The organism is Mycolicibacter nonchromogenicus (assembly GCF_002101775.1).
GTDB lineage: Bacteria > Actinomycetota > Actinomycetes > Mycobacteriales > Mycobacteriaceae > Mycobacterium > Mycobacterium nonchromogenicum.
The window spans coordinates 1-22,351 of sequence record NZ_LQPI01000080.1; the positions used below are offsets into that span (position 1 = coordinate 1).

At 67.6% G+C, this 22,351-nt stretch carries 24 protein-coding genes and 1 tRNA gene; 16 read left to right on the forward strand and 9 right to left on the reverse strand.

The window, feature by feature from the left end:
• Positions 1-81: 81 nt before the first annotated feature.
• On the reverse strand, positions 82-2,871 hold the full coding sequence (aceE, locus tag AWC18_RS19325) for a pyruvate dehydrogenase (acetyl-transferring), homodimeric type (RefSeq protein ID WP_085139787.1): 2,790 nt from the start codon (positions 2,869-2,871) through the stop codon (positions 82-84).
• A gap of 193 nt (positions 2,872-3,064) precedes the next feature.
• Here aceE and AWC18_RS19330 point away from each other — a divergent pair, with 193 nt between their 5' ends.
• The 5 genes from AWC18_RS19330 to AWC18_RS19350 all read left to right on the forward strand — a co-directional run bounded on the left by AWC18_RS19330 (position 3,065) and on the right by AWC18_RS19350 (position 5,075).
• Positions 3,065-3,649, forward strand: coding sequence for an Rv2240c family protein (locus AWC18_RS19330; RefSeq protein WP_076049713.1), 585 nt, complete (start codon positions 3,065-3,067; stop codon positions 3,647-3,649).
• Between the two features lie 84 nt (positions 3,650-3,733).
• A complete protein-coding gene (locus tag AWC18_RS19335) occupies positions 3,734-4,156 on the forward strand; it encodes a DUF3052 domain-containing protein (protein WP_064997523.1) in 423 nt (140 codons plus the stop codon).
• The gene (locus tag AWC18_RS19340) at positions 4,156-4,617 is read left to right on the forward strand and encodes a peroxiredoxin (protein WP_085139788.1); all 462 of its coding nucleotides are present in this window, start codon (positions 4,156-4,158) and stop codon (positions 4,615-4,617) included. Before AWC18_RS19335 ends, AWC18_RS19340 begins: the two co-directional genes overlap by 1 nt.
• Before the next feature lie 126 nt (positions 4,618-4,743).
• Positions 4,744-4,818, forward strand: a tRNA-Val gene (locus AWC18_RS19345).
• 38 nt (positions 4,819-4,856) lie between these two features.
• A complete protein-coding gene (locus AWC18_RS19350; RefSeq protein WP_064997525.1) occupies positions 4,857-5,075 on the forward strand; it encodes a hypothetical protein in 219 nt (72 codons plus the stop codon).
• A 23-nt stretch (positions 5,076-5,098) separates the two neighbouring features.
• Here AWC18_RS19350 and AWC18_RS19355 read toward each other — a convergent pair whose 3' ends face one another.
• Together AWC18_RS19355 and AWC18_RS19360 are read right to left on the reverse strand one after the other, a co-directional pair.
• Complete coding sequence (locus AWC18_RS19355; RefSeq protein WP_085139789.1) at positions 5,099-5,317, reverse strand: zinc transporter Slc39a7; 219 nt, start codon at positions 5,315-5,317, stop codon at positions 5,099-5,101.
• A gap of 6 nt (positions 5,318-5,323) precedes the next feature.
• On the reverse strand, positions 5,324-5,734 hold the full coding sequence (locus tag AWC18_RS19360; RefSeq protein ID WP_076049685.1) for an ArsR/SmtB family transcription factor: 411 nt from the start codon (positions 5,732-5,734) through the stop codon (positions 5,324-5,326).
• Positions 5,735-5,853: 119 nt separating this feature from the next.
• Between AWC18_RS19360 and fadD8 the strand changes: the two genes are divergently transcribed.
• The gene (fadD8, locus tag AWC18_RS19365; protein WP_085139790.1) at positions 5,854-7,446 is read left to right on the forward strand and encodes a fatty-acid--CoA ligase FadD8; all 1,593 of its coding nucleotides are present in this window, start codon (positions 5,854-5,856) and stop codon (positions 7,444-7,446) included.
• Positions 7,447-7,448: 2 nt separating this feature from the next.
• Here fadD8 and AWC18_RS19370 read toward each other — a convergent pair whose 3' ends face one another.
• From AWC18_RS19370 to AWC18_RS19385, 4 genes are read right to left on the reverse strand one after another with little or no spacing between them, the layout of a single operon-like run.
• On the reverse strand, positions 7,449-8,309 hold the full coding sequence (locus AWC18_RS19370; protein ID WP_085139806.1) for an LLM class F420-dependent oxidoreductase: 861 nt from the start codon (positions 8,307-8,309) through the stop codon (positions 7,449-7,451).
• Between the two features lie 34 nt (positions 8,310-8,343).
• The gene (locus tag AWC18_RS19375) at positions 8,344-9,180 is read right to left on the reverse strand and encodes an SURF1 family cytochrome oxidase biogenesis protein (RefSeq protein ID WP_085139791.1); all 837 of its coding nucleotides are present in this window, start codon (positions 9,178-9,180) and stop codon (positions 8,344-8,346) included.
• Positions 9,180-9,674, reverse strand: coding sequence for a low molecular weight protein-tyrosine-phosphatase (locus AWC18_RS19380; protein ID WP_085139792.1), 495 nt, complete (start codon positions 9,672-9,674; stop codon positions 9,180-9,182). Before AWC18_RS19380 ends, AWC18_RS19375 begins: the two co-directional genes overlap by 1 nt.
• The gene (locus tag AWC18_RS19385; RefSeq protein ID WP_234806599.1) at positions 9,667-10,350 is read right to left on the reverse strand and encodes an HAD-IA family hydrolase; all 684 of its coding nucleotides are present in this window, start codon (positions 10,348-10,350) and stop codon (positions 9,667-9,669) included. The genes AWC18_RS19380 and AWC18_RS19385 overlap by 8 nt, the downstream gene beginning before the upstream one ends.
• Positions 10,351-10,411: 61 nt before the next feature.
• On the opposite strand from AWC18_RS19385, the gene AWC18_RS19390 reads away from it, so the two are divergent.
• Genes AWC18_RS19390 through AWC18_RS19400 form a run of 3 tightly spaced genes read left to right on the forward strand, consistent with a single transcriptional unit; the run spans position 10,412 to position 13,411 of the window.
• Positions 10,412-11,545, forward strand: a complete 1,134-nt coding sequence (locus tag AWC18_RS19390; RefSeq protein ID WP_085139793.1) for a Nif3-like dinuclear metal center hexameric protein — start codon at positions 10,412-10,414, stop codon at positions 11,543-11,545.
• Positions 11,542-12,276, forward strand: coding sequence for a zinc ribbon domain-containing protein (locus tag AWC18_RS19395; protein ID WP_085139794.1), 735 nt, complete (start codon positions 11,542-11,544; stop codon positions 12,274-12,276). The genes AWC18_RS19390 and AWC18_RS19395 overlap by 4 nt, the downstream gene beginning before the upstream one ends.
• A gap of 25 nt (positions 12,277-12,301) precedes the next feature.
• Positions 12,302-13,411, forward strand: a complete 1,110-nt coding sequence (locus AWC18_RS19400) for a bifunctional RNase H/acid phosphatase (RefSeq protein ID WP_064997532.1) — start codon at positions 12,302-12,304, stop codon at positions 13,409-13,411.
• 16 nt (positions 13,412-13,427) lie between these two features.
• On the opposite strand, the gene relB is transcribed toward AWC18_RS19400, so the two are convergent.
• A complete protein-coding gene (gene relB, locus AWC18_RS19405) occupies positions 13,428-14,003 on the reverse strand; it encodes a type II toxin-antitoxin system RelB family anti-toxin (RefSeq protein WP_085139795.1) in 576 nt (191 codons plus the stop codon).
• A gap of 238 nt (positions 14,004-14,241) precedes the next feature.
• On the opposite strand from relB, the gene AWC18_RS19410 reads away from it, so the two are divergent.
• Together AWC18_RS19410 and AWC18_RS19415 are read left to right on the forward strand one after the other, a co-directional pair.
• Positions 14,242-15,363, forward strand: a complete 1,122-nt coding sequence (locus AWC18_RS19410) for a YeiH family protein (RefSeq protein ID WP_085139796.1) — start codon at positions 14,242-14,244, stop codon at positions 15,361-15,363.
• A gap of 73 nt (positions 15,364-15,436) precedes the next feature.
• Complete coding sequence (locus AWC18_RS19415; protein ID WP_420093368.1) at positions 15,437-16,105, forward strand: SAM-dependent methyltransferase; 669 nt, start codon at positions 15,437-15,439, stop codon at positions 16,103-16,105.
• On the opposite strand, the gene AWC18_RS19420 is transcribed toward AWC18_RS19415, so the two are convergent.
• On the reverse strand, positions 16,090-16,800 hold the full coding sequence (locus AWC18_RS19420; RefSeq protein WP_085139809.1) for a 2OG-Fe(II) oxygenase: 711 nt from the start codon (positions 16,798-16,800) through the stop codon (positions 16,090-16,092). The genes AWC18_RS19415 and AWC18_RS19420 overlap by 16 nt on opposite strands.
• 450 nt (positions 16,801-17,250) lie before the next feature.
• On the opposite strand from AWC18_RS19420, the gene AWC18_RS19425 reads away from it, so the two are divergent.
• Genes AWC18_RS19425 through AWC18_RS19445 form a run of 5 tightly spaced genes read left to right on the forward strand, consistent with a single transcriptional unit; the run spans position 17,251 to position 22,351 of the window.
• The gene (locus AWC18_RS19425; protein ID WP_109470332.1) at positions 17,251-17,937 is read left to right on the forward strand and encodes an ABC transporter permease; all 687 of its coding nucleotides are present in this window, start codon (positions 17,251-17,253) and stop codon (positions 17,935-17,937) included.
• 23 nt (positions 17,938-17,960) lie between these two features.
• Positions 17,961-18,785: an ABC transporter permease gene (locus AWC18_RS19430; RefSeq protein WP_064997552.1), complete on the forward strand. Its 825-nt coding sequence runs from the start codon at positions 17,961-17,963 to the stop codon at positions 18,783-18,785.
• Between the two features lie 4 nt (positions 18,786-18,789).
• On the forward strand, positions 18,790-20,067 hold the full coding sequence (locus AWC18_RS19435) for an MCE family protein (protein WP_085139797.1): 1,278 nt from the start codon (positions 18,790-18,792) through the stop codon (positions 20,065-20,067).
• Positions 20,064-21,092: an MCE family protein gene (locus AWC18_RS19440; RefSeq protein ID WP_085139798.1), complete on the forward strand. Its 1,029-nt coding sequence runs from the start codon at positions 20,064-20,066 to the stop codon at positions 21,090-21,092. Before AWC18_RS19435 ends, AWC18_RS19440 begins: the two co-directional genes overlap by 4 nt.
• The gene (locus AWC18_RS19445; protein ID WP_085139810.1) at positions 21,089-22,351 is read left to right on the forward strand and encodes an MCE family protein; all 1,263 of its coding nucleotides are present in this window, start codon (positions 21,089-21,091) and stop codon (positions 22,349-22,351) included. Before AWC18_RS19440 ends, AWC18_RS19445 begins: the two co-directional genes overlap by 4 nt.

A 22,351-nucleotide genomic window follows, 5' to 3' on the forward strand; every position in this document is an offset into this window, starting at 1 on the left:
CACGGAATCAGTTACAGATCCCTTCCTGACACCTCCGGAGGCATTTGAGAAGGACTAACCCGATCTATATCAGCGAGGCTCCTAAGCCACCCCGGAATCCGACGTCTGCTCCGGCGCGGCCAATACGTCGTCGATCCGGTACTGCGTCGCCGCGGTCACCGCGACGGAGGAATCGATGACGCCGTCGCGGCCCAGGGCTGCCAGCACCGCCACCACCACCGACTCTGCGTCGGTGTTGAAGTAGCGCCGCGCGGCCGGGCGGGTGTCGGAGAACCCGAACCCGTCGGTGCCCAGGGTGACGTAGTTGCCCGGCACCCACGGCCGGATCTGCTCTGGTACCGCACGCATCCAGTCCGACACCGCCACCACGGGACCGGTGACGTCCGCCAGAGCCTGCGTCACATAGGGCACCGCGACCGGGCGATCGGGGTGACGCAGCCGCTCGCGCTCGATGGCCAACCCGTCGCGGTTGAGCTCACCCCAGCTGGTCACCGACCAGACGTCGGCGGCCACATCCCAGTCGGCGGCCAACATGTCGGCGGCCCGCAGCGCCTCGGGCACCGCCACCCCCGAAGCCAGGATCTGCGCGGTGTGCGACCGGGGCTCGGCCGCTTGGCGGAAGCGGTAGATGCCGCGCAGCAGACCTTCGGGGTCGAAGCCCTCTGGCTCGGCCGGCTGCACGTAGGGCTCGTTGTAGAGCGTGACGTAGAAGTACACGTTCTCCGGGTCGGGGCCGTACATACGTTGCAGGCCGCTTTCGATGATGTGGGCGACCTCGTAGGCGAACGCGGGATCGTAGGACACCACCGCCGGGTTGGTGCTGGCCAACAACAGCGAATGTCCGTCGGCGTGCTGCAGCCCCTCGCCGGTCAGCGTGGTGCGCCCCGCGGTGGCCCCCAGCACGAAACCTCGCGCCATCTGATCGGCAGCTGCCCACAGGCTGTCGCCGGTGCGCTGGAAGCCGAACATCGAATAGAAGATGTAGATCGGGACCATCGGCTCGTCGTGCGTGGCGTAGGATGTCCCGACCGCGGTGAACGAGGCCGTCGAACCGGCCTCGTTGATGCCCTCGTGCAGGATCTGGCCCGCTTCGCTTTCCTTGTAGGCCAGCATCAGGTCGGCATCCACCGAGGTGTAGAGCTGCCCGTTGCGGTTGTAGATCTTCAGCGACGGGAACCACGAGTCCATCCCGAACGTGCGCGCCTCATCGGGGATGATCGGCACCAGGCGCGGGCCTAACTTCTTGTCCCGCAACAACTCCTTGAACACCCGCACGGTTGCCATGGTGGTGGCGACCTCCTGGGTGCCCGAGCCCTTCTTGACCGCCGCATAGGCCTCGGAGCCCGGCAGCTCCAACGCTTTGGCCTGGGTGCGGCGCTGCGGAACGAAGCCGCCCAGGGCGCGTCGCCGGTCCAGCAGGTAACGGATCTCGGGTGCGTCTTCGCCGGGGTGGTAGTACGGCGGCAGGTACGGGTTTTCCTCGAGTTCGGCATCCGTGATCGGAATCCGCATCTCGTCACGGAAGTCCTTGAGGTCCTGCAACCGGAACTTCTTCATCTGGTGGGTGGCGTTACGGCCGGCGAAGTAGCTGCCCAGGCTGTAGCCCTTGATGGTCTTGGCCAGGATGACCGTCGGCTGGCCCTTGTGCTCGACGGCCGCGCGGTAGGCGGCGTGGACCTTGCGATAGTCGTGCCCGCCGCGCTTGAGGTGCCAGATGTCCTGATCGGACAGGTTCTCCACGAGCGCCTTGGTGCGCGGGTCGCGGCCGAAGAAGTGCTCCCGCACGTAGCCGCCGTCGTTGGCCTTGTAGGTCTGGTAGTCGCCGTCAGGAGTGACGTTCATCAGGTTGACCAGGGCGCCGTCGCGGTCGGCGTGCAGCAGAGCGTCCCACTCGCGGCCCCACACCACCTTGATCACGTTCCAGCCCGCACCGCGGAAGAACGATTCCAGCTCCTGGATGATCTTGCCGTTGCCGCGCACCGGGCCGTCCAGGCGCTGCAGGTTGCAGTTGACCACGAACGTCAGGTTGTCCAGGCCCTCGAGTGCGCCGACGTGCAGCAGGCCGCGGCTCTCCGGCTCGTCCATCTCGCCGTCCCCCAAGAAGCACCAGACGTGCTGATCTGAGGTGTCTTTGATGCCCCGGTCGTGCAGGTAGTGGTTGAACCGGGCTTGATAGATGGCGTTCATCGGGCCCAACCCCATGGACACCGTGGGGAACTCCCAGAAGTCGGGCATCAGCCGCGGGTGCGGGTAGGACGGCAGCCCGCCGCCCCGGTGACTGTGCTCCTGACGGAAACCGTCGAGATCCCGGGTGCTCAGCCGGCCTTCGAGGAAGGCCCGGGCGTAGATGCCGGGGGAGGCGTGGCCCTGGATGAAGACCTGGTCGCCGCCGCCGGGGTGGTCCTTGCCGCGGAAGAAGTGATTGAAGCCGACCTCATACAACGTCGACGACGACGCGTAGGTCGAGATGTGGCCGCCGACGCTCACTCCGGGCCGCTGCGCGCGGTGCACCATCACCGCGGCGTTCCAGCGGATCCAGCTGCGGTAGCGGCGTTCGGTTTCCTCGTCGCCGGGGAACCACGGCTCCAGTTCGGTCGGGATGGTGTTGACGTAGTCGGTGGACGTCAGCGCTGGAATCGCGACGCGTTGTTCTCCGGCGCGTTCGAGCAGCCGCAGCATCAGATAGCGGGCGCGGGCCGGGCCGGAGCGGGCCAGCAGTTCGTCGAAGGACTCCAGCCATTCGTTGGTCTCATCGGAGTCGATGTCGGGAAGGTAGGACGCCACACCCTCGCGGATCACCCGAACGCGATCGGATTCCCCTGTGCGGCTTGGATTCTTGGCCAGGTCTTGGTTTACGGCCTCAGTGGTCAACGCGTTGCTCCTTGGTTCGGAGGTCAAGCCGTGCCTCCCGGCTTGTGGCCAGGACGGCACCGGACCGATCGATTCGTCGGTCTCGTCTTTTCTATCCTGCCCGACCGGACACCTGACCGGCGGTGGGCGAGTGACGTATGGGGTGGGCTGACCTCGGCCTGACGGCAGGTACGCGGTAACGTTTCAACTTGTGCTGACCCGACGGCTGACCGCCTCGCGCGCCCAGACGCGGCGACACGCTCGGGTAGCCGCGTCGGTGGTCGGTGTGGCAGCCGCGTTGGCGATGGGTGTGGTCGGTTGCACCAGCATCGTCGACGGCACTCCGGAGGCGGACACCTCCGAAGCTCCGGCCTACCGCTCCTCGGTGTCCGCGTCGGTGTCGGCCTCGGAAGCCACCTCAAGCCTTCGCGAGACCCAGCGTCAGCAGTCGATGACCACCCAGGCGGTCCGCGGCGCATGCGGCCGGTTCGCCTCCAGCAGCAACGACGCCGTCGAAGTGGTGAACAAGTACGTCGAAGCATTCAACAACGGCGGCGACATTTCCGGCACTGCCGGGCCGGCGGTGGAGGCGCTCAACCAGAGTGCCGACGAGGTCGTCGCGGCGATCAATGAGAAGTTGTCGCAGGACCTGACTGACGCGTTCAACGCGTATGCGCAGGCCGCACGTGGTGTGGCGACCGCGATTTCATCCAAGGCGCCGGTGTCGGTCTACAACGCCCGCAAGGATGAGCTCAACCGGGCCCGGGACAAGGGAATGCAGCTGTGCAAGGCGTTCTGAGTCCGCTGACCCGGCGCGGTGCGGTGAGCTGTGCAACGATGATTCGCATCGCAGGCAGCGCTGACGATCGAAGGAGGTCACACGGTGGTCGCGGCGGATAACGCCCCGAGCTTCGCCCGCAAACTGGGCATCCAGAGCAAGCAGTTGGTCCAGGAGTTCGGCTGGGACGAGGACGCTGACGACGACATCCGTGCCGACGTCGAGGAAGCTGCCGGCAGCGAACTGCTCGACGAGGACACCGATGAGGTGGTCGACGTCGTTCTGCTCTGGTGGCGCGATGGCGATGGTGACTTGGTGGACACCCTGATGGATGCGATCACCGCCTTGGCCGACGACGGGGTGATCTGGGTGTTGACACCCAAGACCGGCCGATCCGGCCACGTGCAGCCCGCGGAGATCGCCGAAGCGGCGCCGACCGCCGGCCTGATGCCCACGTCGTCGGTCAACCTGGGGGACTGGAGTGCCAGTCGTCTGGTGCAGCCCAAATCTCGCGCGGGGAAGCGTTGATGCTGGAAGTCGGCGCGCAGGCCCCTGACTTCACCCTCAAGGACCAGAACCAGCAGCAGGTGACCCTGAGCAGCTTCCGGGGCGACAAGAACGTGCTGCTGGTGTTTTTCCCGCTGGCCTTCACCGGCATCTGCCAGGGCGAGCTGGATCAGCTGCGTGATCATCTGCCCAGCTATGTCAACGACGACAGTGTGGCGCTGGCGATCTCGGTCGGCCCGCCGCCCACCCACAAGATCTGGGCGACGCAGAGCGGGTTCCTGTTTCCGGTGCTCTCGGATTTCTGGCCGCACGGCGCCGTCAGCGAGGCCTACGGGGTGTTCAACTCCGACACCGGCTTTCCCAACCGCGGCACGTTCGTCATCGACAAGTCCGGCATCATCCGGTTCGCCGAGATGAAGCAGCCCGGCGAGGCGCGCGACCAGCAGCTCTGGCTCGACGCCCTCGACGCCCTCAAATCCTGACCCGTTAGCCGCGACCCAAGCCCGCGAAATCGGGCTCACGCAGGCATCTACTCGAACTTTCGCTGCGTGGGGCCGATCTCGCGGTTTTGGGAGCCCGGCACCCGCCAGGTAACCTGCCCGAGGCAGGGGCGCGTAGCTCAGTGGTAGAGCTCTGGTTTTACACACCAGCGGTCGGCGGTTCGATACCGTCCGCGCCCACCAGTTGTTTGACACCGGCGTAGACCGTCAATGCGGTATGCATGGCAACCTTTCCGACACCGAACGAGCCCACCCCACCGTCGCCGCCCGTTCCACCCGACCGCGCGCCGACCGGTAAATGGGGAGTACCGCCGTCGACCAGCCCGCAGCTGACACCATCGGGCCGCACCGCGAAACCGCCGGGCGTGCGCACGGTGCTGTGGGCCGCTCTGCTAGTGCTCATCGGGGTCATCGCCCTGGTGATCGTGTTCGCGGTCTGAGCGGCGACGGCCACCCGGCCTAATCAGTGGGAATGGGCGTGGCCGGCATGTTCCAGACCGACCTGGTGCGTGTGCGGATGGCTGTGCACGGTCCCGTCCTCGTGAGTGTGCTCATGCTCGTGCTCAACGTGGTCGTGCTCGTGAGCGTCGTGCACGTGGGAGTGCGTCAGATCGCCATGAGTGTGCTCATGGGCGTGCGGCGCTTCGTGGACGTGGTCCTGGCCGTGGTTGTGGTGCGACATGACTGTTCATCTCCCTTGTTCGATTGCTCGCTGCCTCGGCAACGACTCGCCGGCGGCAGCCGGGAGGATCTTGGCGGCGCGGTGGTGCGGCGGCACTCCGGGGCCGGCATGTTCCGCATTGAAGACGGCGTCGGTGACCAACTGGCAGATGTGCTCGTTCTCCATGCTGTAGAAGATCGTGGTGCCCTCGCGGCGGGTGCGCACCAGTCGCGCCATCCGTAGTTTCGCGAGGTGTTGTGACACCGAGGGGGCAGGCTTGCCGACATGCTCGGCGAGTTCGTTGACCGACATCTCCCGACTGGTCAGCGCCCACAGCACCTGTACCCGGGTGGCGTCGGCCAACATTCGGAACACCTCGACGATCAGGCCGACCTGATCCTCGGGCAACCGTTCCGTTGGACCATTATCTGCATGCATACGCAAATAATAAGCCTCGCGGGTCGTGGAACGCCAACCCTCGGCTCGTCCCAGGGGCCCAAGAGCGGGTCGGTAGTGTCCAGCGGGCAAGCTGTCAGCGCCCTAGCGGAGGTAACTCGATGTCGACGCAGTCACTGCGCCAACCCATTCACTCCGGGCACCTCACCGTGGGGGCCCTCAAGCGCAACAAGGACAAGCCGGTGCTGTTCCTCGGCGACACCACCTTGACCGGTGGTCAGCTCGCCGAGCGCATCAGCCAGTACATCCAGGCGTTCGAGGAACTGGGAGCCGACGCGACCGGTCTGTTGTCGCTGAACCGGCCCGAGGTGCTGATGATCATCGGCGCCGGACAGGTCCGGGGATACCGGCGCACCGCCCTGCACCCGCTGGGATCGCTGGACGACCACGCGTATGTGTTGTCCGACGCCGAGGTCAGCACGCTGATCATCGACCCCACGCCGGCCTTCGTGGAGCGCGCCCTGGGCCTGCTGGAGAAGGTGCCGAGCCTGCGGCAGGTGCTGACCATCGGGCCGGTGCCGCCAGAGCTCGAGGGCAAGGCCATCGACTTGGCCGCCAAGGCCGCCGCATACGACCCGCAACCGCTGGTGGTCGCAGACCTGCCGGCAGACCACATCGGCGGTCTGACCTACACCGGCGGCACCACCGGCAAGCCCAAGGGCGTGATCGGCACCGTTGCTTCCATCACCGCGATGACCACCACCCAGCTCGCCGAGTGGGAATGGCCGGAGAACCCCAAGTTCTTGATGTGCACCCCGCTGTCGCACGCCGGCGCGGCGTTCTTCGTGCCGACGATCATCAAGGGCGGCCAGCTGGTGGTGCTGACCAAGTTCGACCCGGCCGAGGTTCTGCGGGTGATCGAGGAGCAGAAGATCACCGCCACCATGCTGGTGCCGTCGATGATCTACGCGCTGATGGATCACCCGGACTCGCACACTCGCGACCTGTCGTCGCTGGAGACGGTGTACTACGGCGCCTCGGCGATGAACCCGGTCCGGCTCCAGGAGGCCATCGACCGGTTCGGCCCGATCTTCGCCCAGTACTACGGCCAGTCCGAGGCGCCGATGGTGATCACCTACCTGGCCAAGCGCGACCACGACCAGAAGCGACTCACCTCCTGCGGCCGGCCCACGCTGTTCGCCCGGGTGGCGCTGCTGGGCGACGACGGCAACCCGGTGCCCCAGGGCGAGGTCGGCGAGATCTGCGTGTCCGGGCCGCTGCTGTCCGGCGGCTACTGGAAGCTTCCGGAGGCCACCGCCGAAACCTTCAGGGACGGCTGGATGCACACCGGTGACCTGGCCCGCGAGGACGAAGACGGTTTCTACTACATCGTCGATCGCACCAAGGACATGATCGTCACCGGCGGATTCAACGTGTTCCCCCGCGAGGTCGAGGACGTGATCGCCGAGCACCCGTCGGTGGCCCAGGTGTGCGTGATCGGGACCCCCGACGAGAAGTGGGGCGAGGCCGTCACCGCTGTCGTGGTGCTGCGACCGGGCGTGGACAACGGTGCCGAGGCAGTCGCCACCATGACCGCCGAGATTCAGGCCGCGGTCAAGGAGCGCAAGGGTTCGGTCCAGTCACCCAAGCAGGTGATCGTCGTCGATTCCGTGCCGGTGACCGCGCTGGGCAAGCCCGACAAGAAGGCGGTGCGCGCCCAGTTCTGGTCCGGCGCAGAGCGTTCGGTCGGCTGAGCTCAGCTCAGGGCCGCGGCCAGCTGCCGCCACTGCTCGCGCGGGAACGCGCGCGGGTCGGCATCGAGCAGTTGCACGCAGACGTGGTCGGCCCCGGCGGCCTGGTGCTCGGCGACCCGGCTGAGCGCGGTCTCCGGGGTTCCCCAGGCGATGATCGCGTCGAACAGCCGATCGCTGACCGAGGCGATGTCGTCGGCGGAGAAGCCTGACCGCAGCAGGTTGTTGGCGTAATTGGGCAGCGCCAGGTAGGAGCTGAGCCACTTGGTGCCGATCGCGCGGGCTTCGTCGCGGCCGGCGCAGAAGATCGCGGTCTGCTCAGGCAGCAGCAACGGTCCCTCGCCGAGCTGCTCGCGGGCGAACCGGGTGTGCTCCGGGGTGGTCAGGTAGGGGTGGGCGCCGCGGCTGCGGGTGGCGGCCAGGTCGAGCATCTTCGGGCCCAGTGCCGCCAGCACCCGCGACTCGACCGGCACGGGCGCCTCGGCGGCGTCGAGCCCGTCGAGAAACTCGCTCATGGCGCGCAGCGGGCGGCGGTATCGCCCGGGGTCCTTGGAGTCGATCAGCGGAGCATGGCTGACCCCGATGCCGAGCAGGAACCGATCACCGTGTGCGGCGGTCAGCGATGCGTAGGACGCCGCGACGTCGGCCGGGGTGTGCATCCAGAGGTTGAGGATCCCGGTGGCGATGATCGCGTTGCGGGTGGCTGACAGCAGGTTGCCCACGGAGTCGAACACCGGGCCGCCGACGTCGGGAATCCACAGCACGCCGAAGCCCAGTTCTTCCAATTCGGCGGCCGCTTCGGCGGCCTCACCCTGATCGCCGTAGCGCAGCGGCGCACTCCAGATCCCGACACCCGATAGGTTCACCATCGCCCCAGGATGGCACAGAGGTGTCGGGTCTTCAGCGGCGCCGGCCGTATCGGTCGGCGAGCTTCTGCTCGACGGTCATCGGTGGTGCGGGCTCCGCCGAGCCGGCCTGCGCCTGCACCGCGGAGCGCTCCTCGCGGCGGGCCCGCAGCTCGGCGAACGCGAAGTACCCCAGACCTATCGGCGCCAGGATCCCGAACGCGATCCACTGAATGCCGTAGGACAGAAACGGCCCGGCATCCCGGCGCGGCAGCGCGATGACGCCCAATCCGCCGGGCTGATCTGCGACCAGCTGCAGGTAAGAACCGGTCAACGCAACACCGGTCACCTCCGCGACCTGTTCGGTGTTGATCGAGTACACCTGGCGAAAACCGTTCTCGGTGAACGGCTTCTTGCCTTCGATGGCACCCTGGGAATCACGCAGCCGAGCGGTGATGGTGACCTCGCCGTCCGGGGGTGCCGGAATCTCCGGCAGCCGCGAGCCACCGTCGTCGGTATGCACATAGCCACGGTTGACCAGCACGGTCGGCCCGCCTTTGACCGCGAACGGGGTCAGCACCTCCACCGCCGGCACCCCGTCGACACTTCGCAGCCGCACCAGCACCTGCGCATCGGCCAGGTAGCGCCCGGTGGCGGTCACCGGCCGCCACTGCTGCTCCGGTGCGGACGAATCCTGCTGCGGCAACACCGTGGTCACCGGCACCGGTTCGGCGGTCAGCGCGGCTTCGAGTTGGCTGTTCACCCGTGAGGTCTCGGTGTTCTTGCCCAGTTGCCACGGCGCCAGCACGGTGAGGCACAGGTAGGCGAAGCCCAGCACCACCGCCGCCAGAGCCAGCCAGCTCGGGCGCAGCAGGAACGCCAGGCGTCGCATCAGCCGCTCTCGCCCAGCGCCAGCTGACCGTCGACCCAGTCGTGTAGGCCGGGCAGCGCGGCGGCGATGACGTTGAACGCCCGCACGAAGTCGTCGTGGTCGCCGTAGTAGGGGTCATCGACGTCGGGCACGGCCGCACCCGAACGCGGGTCGAAGGACCGCAGCATCCGGATCCGTTCGGCCGGAATGCCCAATCCCCGCAGCAGCCCGACATGGTTGCGTCCCAGCGCCACCACCAGGTCCGCGGCCTCGTGGTCGGGGCCGACCTGGGCGGCGCAATGCTCCACCGGGTAGCCGTTGTCGCGCAGCACCCGGTTGGCGCGCTCGTCGGCGCCCTTGCCCACGTGCCAACCGGCGGTGCCGGCGCTGGTCACCCGCACGGTGCCTGCCAGCCCGCGCTGTGCGAGCTGGTGGGCGAACATCTTCTCGGCCATCGGCGAGCGGCAGATGTTTCCGGTGCAGACGAACGTGACATGCAGCAGCGGCTCAGACACCGAGCACCTCTCGTAGTTCGGCGACGGTCTGCACGCGGGCAAGCGGACCGCCGGGGGAATCCGGACCGGCATCGGCGGTGTCCGCATAGTCGCCGTAGCCGTAGCCCCAGCCGACCAGCACCGTGTCGATACCGTGCGCGGCCGCACCGTCCACGTCGTGGCGTCGGTCGCCCACCATCAGCACCCGCTCGGGCAGTGGTTCCAGCTGATCCAGAGCATGGGCCACCACATCGGACTTCGCGGATCGGACGCCGTCGACACTGGCGCCGGCCACCACCTCGAAATACCCGTCGAGCCCGAAATGGGCGAGGATCCTGCGCGCTGTCGGCTCCACCTTGGAGGTGGCCACGGCCAACCGGACCCCAGCGTCCCGCAGGTCACTCAGCAGCGCGGCGACGCCGTCGAACATGGTGTTCATCTGCCAGCCGCGGCTGGTGTAGTCGGCGCGGTAGGCGGCGACCGCGGCCTCGGTCTGCTCGCCGAGTCCCATCGCGGCCAGCGTGTGGTGCATGGGCGGGCCGACGAGCCGCGCAGCCAGATCACCCTCGGGAATCGGTGCGCCGATGTGGTTCAGCGCGTGGCGGAAGCTGGCGACGATCCCGGCCGCGGAGTCGGTCAAGGTGCCGTCGAGGTCGAAGATCACCAATTCGGCGGCGGCGGTGCTGGTGCGCGTCACGGTCCCATTGTCCCCGACGTGCGCGGAGAGCTCGTCGGGTGGCGCACTACTGTCTTGCAGTGTGACCGCGCGGCTTGCTGACGTCATCGACGTACTGGATGCGGCCTACCCGCCCGGGCTGGCCCACTCCTGGGACTCGGTCGGGCTGGTCTGCGGCGACCCGGACGACCTGGTGAGCTCGGTGACCATCGCGGTCGACGCCACCGCGGCGGTGGTCGACGAAGTGCCCGACGGCGGCCTGCTGCTGGCCCACCATCCATTACTGCTGCGCGGGGTGGACACCGTGGCGGCCAGCACCCCCAAGGGTTCGCTGGTGCACCGGCTGATCCGGACCGGTCGGGCGCTGTTCACCGCCCACACCAACGCCGACGCGGCCTCGCCCGGCGTCTCCGACGCGCTGGCGGCAGCGCTCGGGTTGACCGTCGAGTCGGTACTCGAGCCGGCCGAGTCGCGCGCTGACACCGACAAGTGGGTGATCTACACCCCGGCAGAGCACGCCGAGGCGGTGCGGGCCGCGGTGTTCGCCGCCGGCGCCGGCCACATCGGTGACTACGCGCAGTGCAGTTGGAGTGTGCCGGGCACCGGCCAATTCCTGCCCGGCGCCGGTGCGACGCCGGCGATCGGACGAGTGGGCGACGTTGAGCGCGTTCCCGAGGACCGCGTCGAAGTGGTGGCGCCGGCGCGGGCGCGCGCGGCGATTCACGCGGCGCTGCGGGCCGCCCACCCCTACGAAGAGCCGGCGTTCGACATCTTCGCGTTGCAGCCGCTGCCCGCCGGGGTGGGAATCGGCCGGGTCGGCAGTCTGGCGACCCCGGAGCCGTTGAGCGCGTTCGTCGGCCGTGTTGCCGCGGGGCTGCCGGCCACCTCGTGGGGTGTGCGCGCCTCGGGTGACCCCGACGCGGCGGTCTCGCGGGTGGCGGTCTGCGGCGGCGCGGGGGATTCCCTGCTGGATGCTGCGGCTGCCGCCGGCGCCCAGGTCTACGTCACCGCGGACCTGCGGCACCATCCGGCTGACGAGCATTCGCGCCGGTCTGCGATGGCACTGGTGGACGTGGCCCATTGGGCCAGTGAATACCCGTGGTGCGCGCAAGCCGCCGACATACTCGAATCGCATTTCGGTGCGACATTGCCGGTGCGTGTCAGCACGCTGCGCACCGACCCCTGGAATCTCGCGCATGAAGGAGATCGGTCATGAAGGCTGCTGTAGAGCAACAACGTTCGCTGTTGGAATTGCTGGAGCTGGATGCCGAGTTGGCGCGGATGGCGCACCGCGCCGGCCATCTGCCCGAGCAGCAGGACCGTGAGCGCATCCAGGCCGAGCACACCGCGGCCGCCGACCGGCTGGCCGCGCTGGAGTTGGCCTTGGAGGACTTGGACGCTCAAGCCGGTCGTCTCGAATCGGAGATCGACGCGGTGCGCCAACGCGAAAGCCGTGACCGCGCCCTGCTGGATTCCGGGCAGGCCAGCGCCAAGCAGGTCGTCGATCTGCAGCATGAGCTGGAGACGCTGCAGAAGCGCCAGTCCAGCCTGGAGGACTCGCTGCTGGAGTTGATGGAGCAGCGCGAGCAGCTGCAGACCCAGGCGGACGCGGAAGCAACCGTGATCGAAGGCCTGGACGCCGATTTGGCTCGGGTCCAGGAGGCGGTCGACACCGCCCTGACCGAGATCGAGACCACCCGGGCGCAGCGCGCGGCCAGCCGCGACGAGCTGGCCGCCACGATCGACGCCGAGCTGCTGGCACTTTACGAACGGCAGCGGGCTTCCAGCGGGGTCGGCGCGGGCCCGCTGCGCGGGGGACAGTGCGGCGCCTGCCGCATCGAGATCGACCGCGGTGAGCTGGCCCGTATCTCGGCGGCGGCTCCCGAGGAGGTGCTGCGCTGCCCGGAGTGCAACGCAATCCTGCTGCGGGTCAAGGACTTCGGCTAGCGCGCTGGCCGGCGAAGGTAGTGGGATGAAAGTAGTTGTCGAAGCCGACGGAGGGTCGCGGGGCAACCCGGGCCCGGCCGGCTACGGGGCGGTGGTGTGGTCCGCCGATCACTCGACGGTGCTCGCCGAGGCCAAGGAGGCCATCGGTGTCGCCACCAACAATGTTGCCGAATACCGGGGCCTGGTCGCGGGACTGACCGAGGCGGCCCGGTTGGGCGCCGCTGAGGTCGCGGTCTTCATGGACTCCAAGCTGGTGGTCGAGCAGATGGCCGGTCGGTGGAAGGTCAAGCACCCCGACCTGATCCCGCTGCACCGGCAGGCCCGCGAGCTGGCGTCGAGATTCGACCACGTCCGCTACTCCTGGATTCCGCGGGAGAAGAATTCCCATGCCGACCGCCTCGCCAACCAGGCGATGGACGCCGCCCAAAAGGGTGAGGTGACAGACAGCGCTGACCCCGACCCCGACCCGAAGCCGGCCCGGAAGGCGCCCGCGCCGGCGGCTCCCGGTTGGACCGGCGCCACCGGAACGCCGACCCGGCTGCTGCTGCTGCGGCACGGCCAGACTGAGTTGTCGGTGAACCGGCGCTACTCCGGACGCGGCAACCCGCCGCTGACCGACATCGGCCGGCGACAGGCCAATGCGGCGGCGCGCTACCTCGCCGAGCGCGGCGGCATCGCAGCAGTCATCAGTTCGCCGCTGCAGCGTTGCCGCGACACCGCCGAGGCGGCCGCCCGGCAGCTCCGGTTGGAAGTGACAGTCGATGAAGACCTGACCGAGACCGACTTCGGTGCCTGGGAGGGCCTGACTTTCGCCGAGGCCGCCGAGCGCGATCCCGACCTGCACCGCCGCTGGTTGAAGGACACCTCCACCCAGCCTCCCGGCGGCGAAAGCTTCGATGCCGTGCAGCAGCGGGTGGCAGCCGCGCGCGACCGAATCGTCGCCGACCACGCCGGCAGCACCGTCCTGGTGGTGTCGCACGTGACACCGATCAAGACCGTGCTGCGCCTGGCGCTGGACGCCGGCCCCGCCATCTTGTACCGGCTGCACCTGGACCTCGCCTCGCTGAGCATCGCCGAGTTTTACGGCGACGGGCCCTCCTCGGTGCGCCTGGTGAATCAGACGGCCTACCTGTAGCCGGCCGGCCTGCGCGTTACTCGTGTAGGTGTACGCGCTCGCCGTGGGTTCCGAAGATCACGATCGCCTCGGCGGGTCCGTCCGCGGCGCCGAACCAATGCGGTGTCCAGGTGGAGAACTCGACGGCCTCACCGGGGCCGATCAAGAAATCGTCGTCGCCCAGCACCAGCCGGAGCCGGCCGGACAACACGTACATCCATTCGTGGCCCTCGTGCACCGGCAACTCGGCGGGACGACGACGGCGCACCCCCACCCGGATTTTGAAGGCATGCAGACCGCCGGCCGGACCGTGCCGGGTCAGCGGCCAATAGGTGATGCCGTTGTGGCTGTGCGAGCTGCCGCGCACCCGCGGGTCCTGCTGCTGCGGGGCGCGCAGCAACTCATCGGTGCTGACCGAGAGCGCCTCGGCCAGCCGGGGCAGATGATCCAGCGCCAGGCGCCGCTTGCCTGACTCCAGCCTGCTCAACGTCGAGACGTCGATACGCGCGCGCGTCGCCACGTCCTCCAGGGTCAGCCCCTGCCGGGTGCGCAACTCACGCAGCCGTCGCCGCACCCGCAGATCGACGCCACCGTCGTCGGTGCTTGCCTGCATAGCAACTCAGGTTGCCAGCACTCCAGGCGGACGGCAAGCATGCGCATCCCATTTCAGAGACGGTGATTCGAACTCTGTCGTCCCGCCCCGGCGGTGTCATAGCGTTACGCGCGCGAACCGTTGAAGAGAGGCCGCAGATGAAGTGGTTGGGCGTGGACGGATGGGCGAACCTGCTGGTGGGTGTGCTCATTGTGCTGGCGTTGGCAGATCTGCTCCCGAAGATTCCGTGGTGAGGGACATGACCACCGCACATCTGGATTCCGACCAGGCCGACTCCGACGCGATCTTCACCAGCCGGCGTCCGCTGGACTATCTGCCCGGGTTCGCCCTGCTGCTGACCGTCGGGCTGCTCGGCAAGTACGCCCAGCGGTGGTGGCTGGAGCTGGGCCATCACCTGCACGTGACGGTGCCCGACATCGAATACGTGTTGTGGGCCATCGTCATCGGACTCGTGATCCGAAACACCGTCGGGCTGCACCGGATCTTTCTGCCCGGCGTGCTGACCTACGAATTCTGGCTCAAGGTCGGCATCGTGGCGCTGGGCTCGCGATTCGTGCTGGGCGACATCGCCAAACTGGGTGGTATCAGCTTGATTCAGATCCTGCTCGACATGACGATCGCCGGCGCGATAATCCTTGGTGCGGCTCATCTTTTCGGCTTGTCGGGCAAGCTCGGTTCGCTGCTGGCCATCGGCACCTCGATCTGCGGGGTGTCGGCGATCATCGCGTCGAAGGGCGCCATCCGGGCCAAGAACTCCGACGTCAGCTATGCGATTGCCGCCATCCTGGCGCTGGGCGCAGTGGCCCTGTTCGTGTTGCCGCCGCTGGGCCATCTGATCGGGTTGAGCGACCACGAGTGCGGGCTGTGGGCAGGCCTGTCGGTGGACAACACCGCGGAGACGACCGCCACCGGTTACCTGTTCTCTGAGGAGGCCGGCAAGATCGCGGTGCTGGTGAAATCCGTACGCAATGCCCTGATCGGGTTTGTGGTCCTGGGTTTTGCGCTGTACTGGGCGGCGCGCGGGCAGGCCGACCAGGTGGCATCCGGCTACCGGGCCAAGGCGGTGTTCCTCTGGCGCCAGTTCCCCAAATTCGTTCTGGGATTCCTGGTGGTGTCGACGGTGGCCACGCTGGGATGGCTGGACAAGGCTCAACTGACCAGCCTGGGCAACGTGTCGAGGTGGGCGTTCCTGCTGACGTTCGCCGGCGTCGGTTTGTCCACAGACTTTCGGCAGATCGCCCGCGCGGGGTGGCGGCCCCTGCTGGTGGCTGTCATCGGCTTGGTGGTGGTTGCCACGGTGTCGCTGGGGCTGGTGCTGGTGACCTCGCGGTGGCTGGGCTGGGGCGTGGCCGCCTCCTGAACCGGGCGGGGGAGTATTTGCCTGGATGGCAAATGACCGTGCTGTTATGAGCTGCGGCCTGCATGCTCGAGGCATGGGCGAACAACCGATGAGCGACGCAGTGCGCGACCCGCGCGAATTCTGGGACGAGTTCTACGGTGGCGGTGATCCGGTGTGGAGCGGACGAGTCAACGTGCAGCTCGCCGCGATCGCCGGGGATCTGGCTGCCGGCCGGGCACTGGACCTGGGCTGCGGTGAGGGCGCCGACGCGATCTGGCTGGCAGAACACGGCTGGCAGGTGGTGGCGGTCGATGTCTCAGCCAACGCGCTGGAGCGGGCCCGCGCGACCGCTCAACAGCGGCAGGTGGCCGGGCGCATCCGCTTTGAACGCCACGATCTGTCGGCCAGCTTCCCGGCCGGCCGATTCGACCTGGTGTCGGCGCAGTTCCTGCACTCGCCGGTGGCGCTGGACCGTGCGGCCGTGCTGCGCCGAGCGGCCGACGCCGTGGCGGTGGGCGGCCGACTGCTGATCGTCGACCACGCCGCCGTGCCGCCGTGGGCCGGCGAGCATGCCCGCGAGCATCACTTCGCCACGGCCGAGGAGGTACTGGCCGAACTCGGCATCGACGACGCGCAGTGGGAGCTGTTGCGGCTCGGAACCGCTGACCGCCAAGCCATCCGACCCGACGGCCAGACCGCGGTGGTGCCCGACAACGTCATCCTGTTGCGGCGTACCGCGAGCAGCCTTCACGCGGCGTCGTGAAAGATCAGCCCCAGCGTGTAGCGCTCACCCGAGCGAATCGGTGAGACTCCGTGGCGCACCGGCGCCGTCGACCACCCGCGGGTGGAGCGCACCGGGCGATCCCGCGTGGTGAACACATAACCGTGCCCGTGCGGCAACTGCGTGGCCACGCCCCGCGACTGCGCACGTGGGCGCTGCTCGACGAGCAGAAACTCACCCCCGGTGTAGTCGACGGCCGGGTCGCTGAGGTTGATCACCACCTGCAGGGGAAAAACCAGCTCGCCGTAGAGGTCCCGGTGCAACGCATTCCAATCGCCGGGGCCGTAGCGCAACATCAGGGCGGTCGGCTTCGTCTGACCGGCCTGGTGGCAACGCCGCAGCCAGTCGTCGAAATCGTCAGGCCAGGGCGCGTCGCGGCCCAGCCGGCTCGCCCAGTCCCGGGCGATCGGCAGCAGACGCGGATACAGCGCCCGTTTGAGCGCGTCGACCGGTTCGGGCGCCGGTGCCGCGAAATAGCGGTATTGCCCGGACCCGTACCGATGGCGCTGCATGTCGACCGTGGCGCGGAAGCGCTCGTCGTCGGCGTAGCACCGCCGCAGCCGCGTGGCCTCGGCCGCGGTCAGCAACCGCGGCAGCAGGGCGCCACCGGATTCGTCGAGCTCGGCGGCGACGGCATCCCAGTCGCCGGCATTCACCCGCCGTTCCCAGCGCGTCATCGCCGTCGCCATGGCTTCCGGTTCCTTCCGACGAGGTGTTAACGAGTGTGCTCCACGGCTCACACGCCGCGCGCAGGGACGCGCTCAGTGCCCCCGTTCAGGTCGGTTCGATTAAATCGCCGTGCGTCAAACCACCGGCACTTGGCAACCTGCAACTTCCGTGAACAGCGCGGTAGTGGGCCATTTGGGGCCGTTGACAGCTAATTCCTGCCCTCCTACTGTTCGGCCCACTACAGGAGGGGACTGGCCATGCGCGGGAGATCAGCAGTGATTTGCGCACCTGACGGAGCAGCGACGGAGCCGTCGCCGACCGAGCGGCTCGTTCGCGCGCGAACGGGCTGACGCGTTGGTGCGCACCAGAGGCAGGCAGCGGTGAGCGGGCCCTCCTGGACCAAGCCCGCGATTGCGGTCGGCGATTTCGTCGTGCTTGCCGGCGAGACGTTCGCGGCGATGGCGCGACCCCCATGGGCGTGGCGCGAGTTGATCAACCAGATCTGGTTTGTGGCCCGGGTTTCGATCGTCCCGACGATCATGCTGTCGATTCCCTACACCGTGCTCATCGTCTTCACGCTCAACATCGTGCTGCTGGAGATCGGCGCCGCTGACCTGTCCGGCGCCGGCGCGGCGCTGGCGGCGGTCACCCAGGTCGGGCCGGTGGTCACCGCCATCGTGGTGTCGGGGGCGGGCGCCACCGCCATGTGTGCCGATCTCGGGGCCCGCACGATCCGCGAGGAGATCGACGCGATGAAGGTGATCGGCGTCAATCCCGTCGAGGCACTCGTCGTTCCGCGTGTGATCGCGGCGACATTCGTTGCGGTGATGCTCTATTCGGTGGTCGCGGTGGTGGGCCTGACCGGAAGCTATGCCTTCGTGGTGTTCGTCCAGCACGTCACGCCGGGCGCCTTCGTCGCCGGGATGACGTTGTTGACCGGACTGCCGCAGGTGGTGGTGTCGCTGGCCAAGGCGCTGTTGTTCGGCCTGTCGGCCGGGCTGATCGCCTGCTACAAGGGACTGTCGGTGGGCGGTGGCCCGACCGCGGTGGGCAATGCGGTTAACGAGACCGTGGTGTTCGCGTTCATGGCGCTGTTTCTGATCAACATCCTGGCCACGGCCTTCGGCGTGAAGGTCGCACCGTGACCGCCGTCGGAAACACGACCGCGCTGCGTGTCGGTGAGTTGCGCTCGTCGTTGGTCGAGGCCACCCGGCGACTGGGCGAACAGACCGCCTTCTACGGCACCGCACTGGCCTCCGTCGGGGACGCGGTCCGTCGCTATCCCGGCGAAGTGCTGCGGTTGATCGCGGTGATGGGAATGGGCTCCGGCGCACTGGCCGTCATCGGCGGCACCGTGGTGATCGTCGGCTTCCTCACGCTGTCCACCGGGGCACTGATCGCCGTGCAGGGCTACAACACCTTGTCCAATGTCGGCATCGAGGCACTGACCGGCTTCCTGGGCGCCTTCCTCAATGTCCGCTTCATCGCCCCGGCCACCGCCGGGGTGGCGCTGGCGGCGACCATCGGCGCCGGTGCGACCGCACAGATCGGCTCGATGCGGATCAACGAAGAGATCGACGCCCTGGAGGCGATGGGAATTCGGTCGATCACCTATCTGGCCGCCACCCGGATCGTGGCCGGCGTGCTGGTGGTGATCCCGCTCTACACCGTCGCCGTCCTGATGGCGTTCCTGGCGACGCGTTTTGGCACCACCGTGGTCTACGGGCAGTCACGAGGCGTCTATGACCATTACTTCTCCACCTTCTTAGAACCCACCGATCTGCTGTGGTCGTTTCTGGCCGCGCTGTCGATGGCCACCGCGGTCATGGTGGTGCATACCTACTACGGGTTCACGGCCAGCGGTGGCCCGGCGGGCGTCGGCGAGGCCGTCGGCCGCGCCGTGCGAACCTCGGTCACCGCGACGGTGTTTGTGCTGCTGACCATCACGCTGTCCGTCTACGGGCAGTCCGGCAACTTCCACCTGTCGGGGTGAGTCGATGAGCGGAGGCACTCCCAACAGATCCCGCGCGGGCGGGATCGACCCGATTTGGTGGTCGCCCGTCCTGGTGCTGGTGATCGCGGCCCTGTGCGCCATGACCGCCGTGCTGTTCTCAGGAACATTCCGGCGTTACGTCCCGCTGACGCTGGTGTCCGATCGAGCCGGTTTGGTCATGGAAGACGGCGCGAAGGTGAAACTGCGCGGTATCCAGATCGGCGAGGTGAAATCCATTGGCACCCAGTCGGCATCGGATAGCACCCGACTGTCCACCCTGAGTCTGAAGATGTACCCGCGGCCGTTCCAATACCTGCCGAGCAACGTCGAAGCCGAGATCAAGTCCAGTACCGCGTTCGGGGCCAAGTACGTCGATCTGGTCATTCCCGACGACGGCCCCAGCGGCCAGCGGCTCAAGCCGGGCGCGGTGCTGCGCTCACGCAACGTGACGGTCGAAGTCAACACCATGTTTGAGAACCTGCAGGCGGTGGTGCACGCCATCGATCCGGCCAAGCTCAACTCGGTGCTCTCGGCAGTGGCCGAATCGGTTCGGGGCCGCGGAGACGTCATGGGTCAAGCGATCTCCGGTGCCAACACCATGCTGACAGCGGTGAATCCGCGCATGCCGACCGTGCAGCGCGACTGGCAACTATTCGGCCAGACCACCCAGGTGTATTCCGGTGCCGCGCAGAACATTCTGAACATCCTGGACTCCGCCGCCACCACCAGCACGACCGTGACCGGACATGCCGGCGAACTCGATGCGCTGCTGCTCGCCGCGGTCGGCTTCTCCGCGACCGGGGTGGACACCATCGGGCCGAACCAGCCCGGTCTGGTCCAGGCCTTGAATCTGATGGCGCCGACCACCGATCTGCTCGAGGAGTATTCGCCCACCTACACCTGCCTGTTCCAGGGGGCGCAATGGTTCCTGGAGAACGGCGGACGAGACGCCATGGGCGGCAACGGTAGATCGGTGATCATGGACGCCGCGATGCTCGCCGGCGACGACCCGTATCGCTACCCGGACAACCTGCCGCTGATCAACGCACGGGGCGGCCCGGGCGGCCGGCCCAGCTGTGGCTCGCTGCCCGATGTGAGCAAGAACTTCCCGGTGAAGTACTTGGTGACCGACACCGGATTCGGTACCGGACTCGACGTCCGGCCCAACCCGGGCATCGGTTTCCCCGGCTTCGCCAACTACTTCCCGGTCACCAAGCCGGAGCCGGAACCGCCGCGAATCCGCTACTACGGACCGCCTGCGCCCGGACCGGAGGGGCCATGAGAGGCAACATCGGCAAGACGCTCACCTGGGTCGTGCTGTTCACGGTGACCTGTCTGGTGTTCATCTTCATCCTGGTCACGGTGTTCGGCCAGTTCCGGTTCGACTCCCGGGTCGGTTATCGGGCCGAATTCACCAACGTGTCGGGTCTGAAGGGCGGCAACTTCGTTCGTATCGCCGGCGTCGAGATCGGCAAGGTCACCAAGATGGCGCTGCACCCCGACGGCACCGTCACGGTCGACTTCTCCATCGACCGCGGCCTGACCCTCACCGAGGGCACCCGCGCGGCGGTGCGCTACGAAAATCTCATCGGTGACCGTTACCTGTCCCTGGAGCAGGGTGCGGGGTCGGTCCGCAAACTGCAACCGGGTCAGACCATTCCGCTGGCGCGGACCGAACCCGCCCTCGACGTGGACGACCTCATCGGAGGCTTCCGGCCGCTGTTTCGTGCGCTGGACCCCGATCAGGTGAATGTGCTCAGCGGCGAACTGCTCAAGGTGTTCCAAGGCCAGGGCGGCACCATCGCCTCGGTGTTGTCGCAGACGTCGGCATTGACCACGACGCTGGCCGGCCGCGACGAGTTGATCGGTCAGGTGATCACCAACCTCAACACCGTGCTGGGCACCATCAGCTCGCATGATCGCGAGTTCAGTCATGGACTGGATTCGCTGACCCAGATGGTTCAGGGACTCGCGGATCGCCGTGACGACATCACCAAGGGGGTGGCCTACATCAACGCCGCGGCCGGCTCCGTCGCCGACCTGCTGGCGGTGGCCCGCGAACCCATTCGAGATGTGGTGGTGCAGACCGATCGTGCCGCCGGCCAGGTGCTGGCCGACGGTGAGTATGTCGACGATCTGCTCAAGACGCTGCCCGACGCCTACCAGGTTCTGGCGCGCAATGGGCTCTACGGTGACTACTTCGGCTTCTACATGTGTGACCTGGTGATCAAGGTGAACGGCAAGGGCGGCCAACCGCTCTACTCCAAGATCATGAACCAGACGACCGGACGGTGCGCGCCGAAATGACCAGACCGAAACTGCCGCGGATCACCATCAAGCCGCTGGCCGAACGTAACCGGCCTGCGGTCGGCGTCGCCGGAATACTCTTCGTGGTCGCCTTGGTGGTCGCGGTCTTCAGCTACGACAGGCTGCCGTTCATCAAGGGCACGTCCGACTACGCCGCCTACTTCACCGAGGCCGGTGGCATCAAGTCCAACAGCGACGTACGCGTGTCAGGACTCGATGTGGGCCGGGTGGTCGGTCTACGGCTGGAGGGCAACCGAGTCCGGGTGACGTTCACCGTCCGCAGGGGAGTCGAGCTGGGCGATCGGACCGAAGCCGCCATCAAGACCGAGACGGTGCTGGGCAACAAATTCCTGGAACTGACACCGCGCGGCGAAGGCCGCCTCACCGGACCGATACCGGTTGAACGCACGACCTCCCCCTACGACCTGCCGGACGCCCTGGGAGATCTGACCGCGGTCATCAGCGGCCTGGACACCACCCAGTTGTCCTCGGCGCTGACCACGTTGGCGGAGACCTTCAAAGACACCCCGCCGGACCTCAAGATGGCGCTGCAGGGCGTGGCGCGCTTTTCGGACACCCTCGACAAACGCGACGCCACCCTGCGTCAGTTGCTGGCCGACGCCAACAAGGTCACCGGGGTGCTGGCGCAACGCAGTGAGCAGATCGCCGGCCTGGTGGCCAACAGCAATGCCCTGCTGAGCGAGCTGTTGTCACAACGCAATTCCGTCGACGCCCTGATGACCAACCTGACCGCGGTATCGCGACAGGTGTCGGCCGTGGTCGACGACAACCGACAGCAACTCAAACCCGCGGTGGACAACCTCAACGGCGTCCTGGAGGTCCTCGACGACCGCCGAGCCGAACTGCAGCGCACCCTCTACCTGTTTCGCCGCTACGCCATGTCCTTCGGTGAGGTGCTGGGTTCGGGCCCGTTCTTCAAAGCATCCGTGGTGAACCTGATTCCGGGCCAGTTGGCCCAGCCGGCCATCGAAGCCGCCTTCTCCGACCTGGGCCTGGACCCCAACGTGCTGTTGCCCTCGCAGCTCAACGATCCGCCCGTCGGCCAACCGGGCACCCCACCACTGCCGATGCCGTTCCCCCGCACCGGGCAGGGCGGCGAGCCCAACCTGACTTTGCCGGACGCCATCACCGGCAAACCCGGAGACCCGCGCTATCCCTACCGGGAGCCGTTGCCGGCGCCGCCCCCGGGCGGGCCACCCCCGGGCCCGCCGGCGCTCGGCCCGGACGGGGGGAGCTGA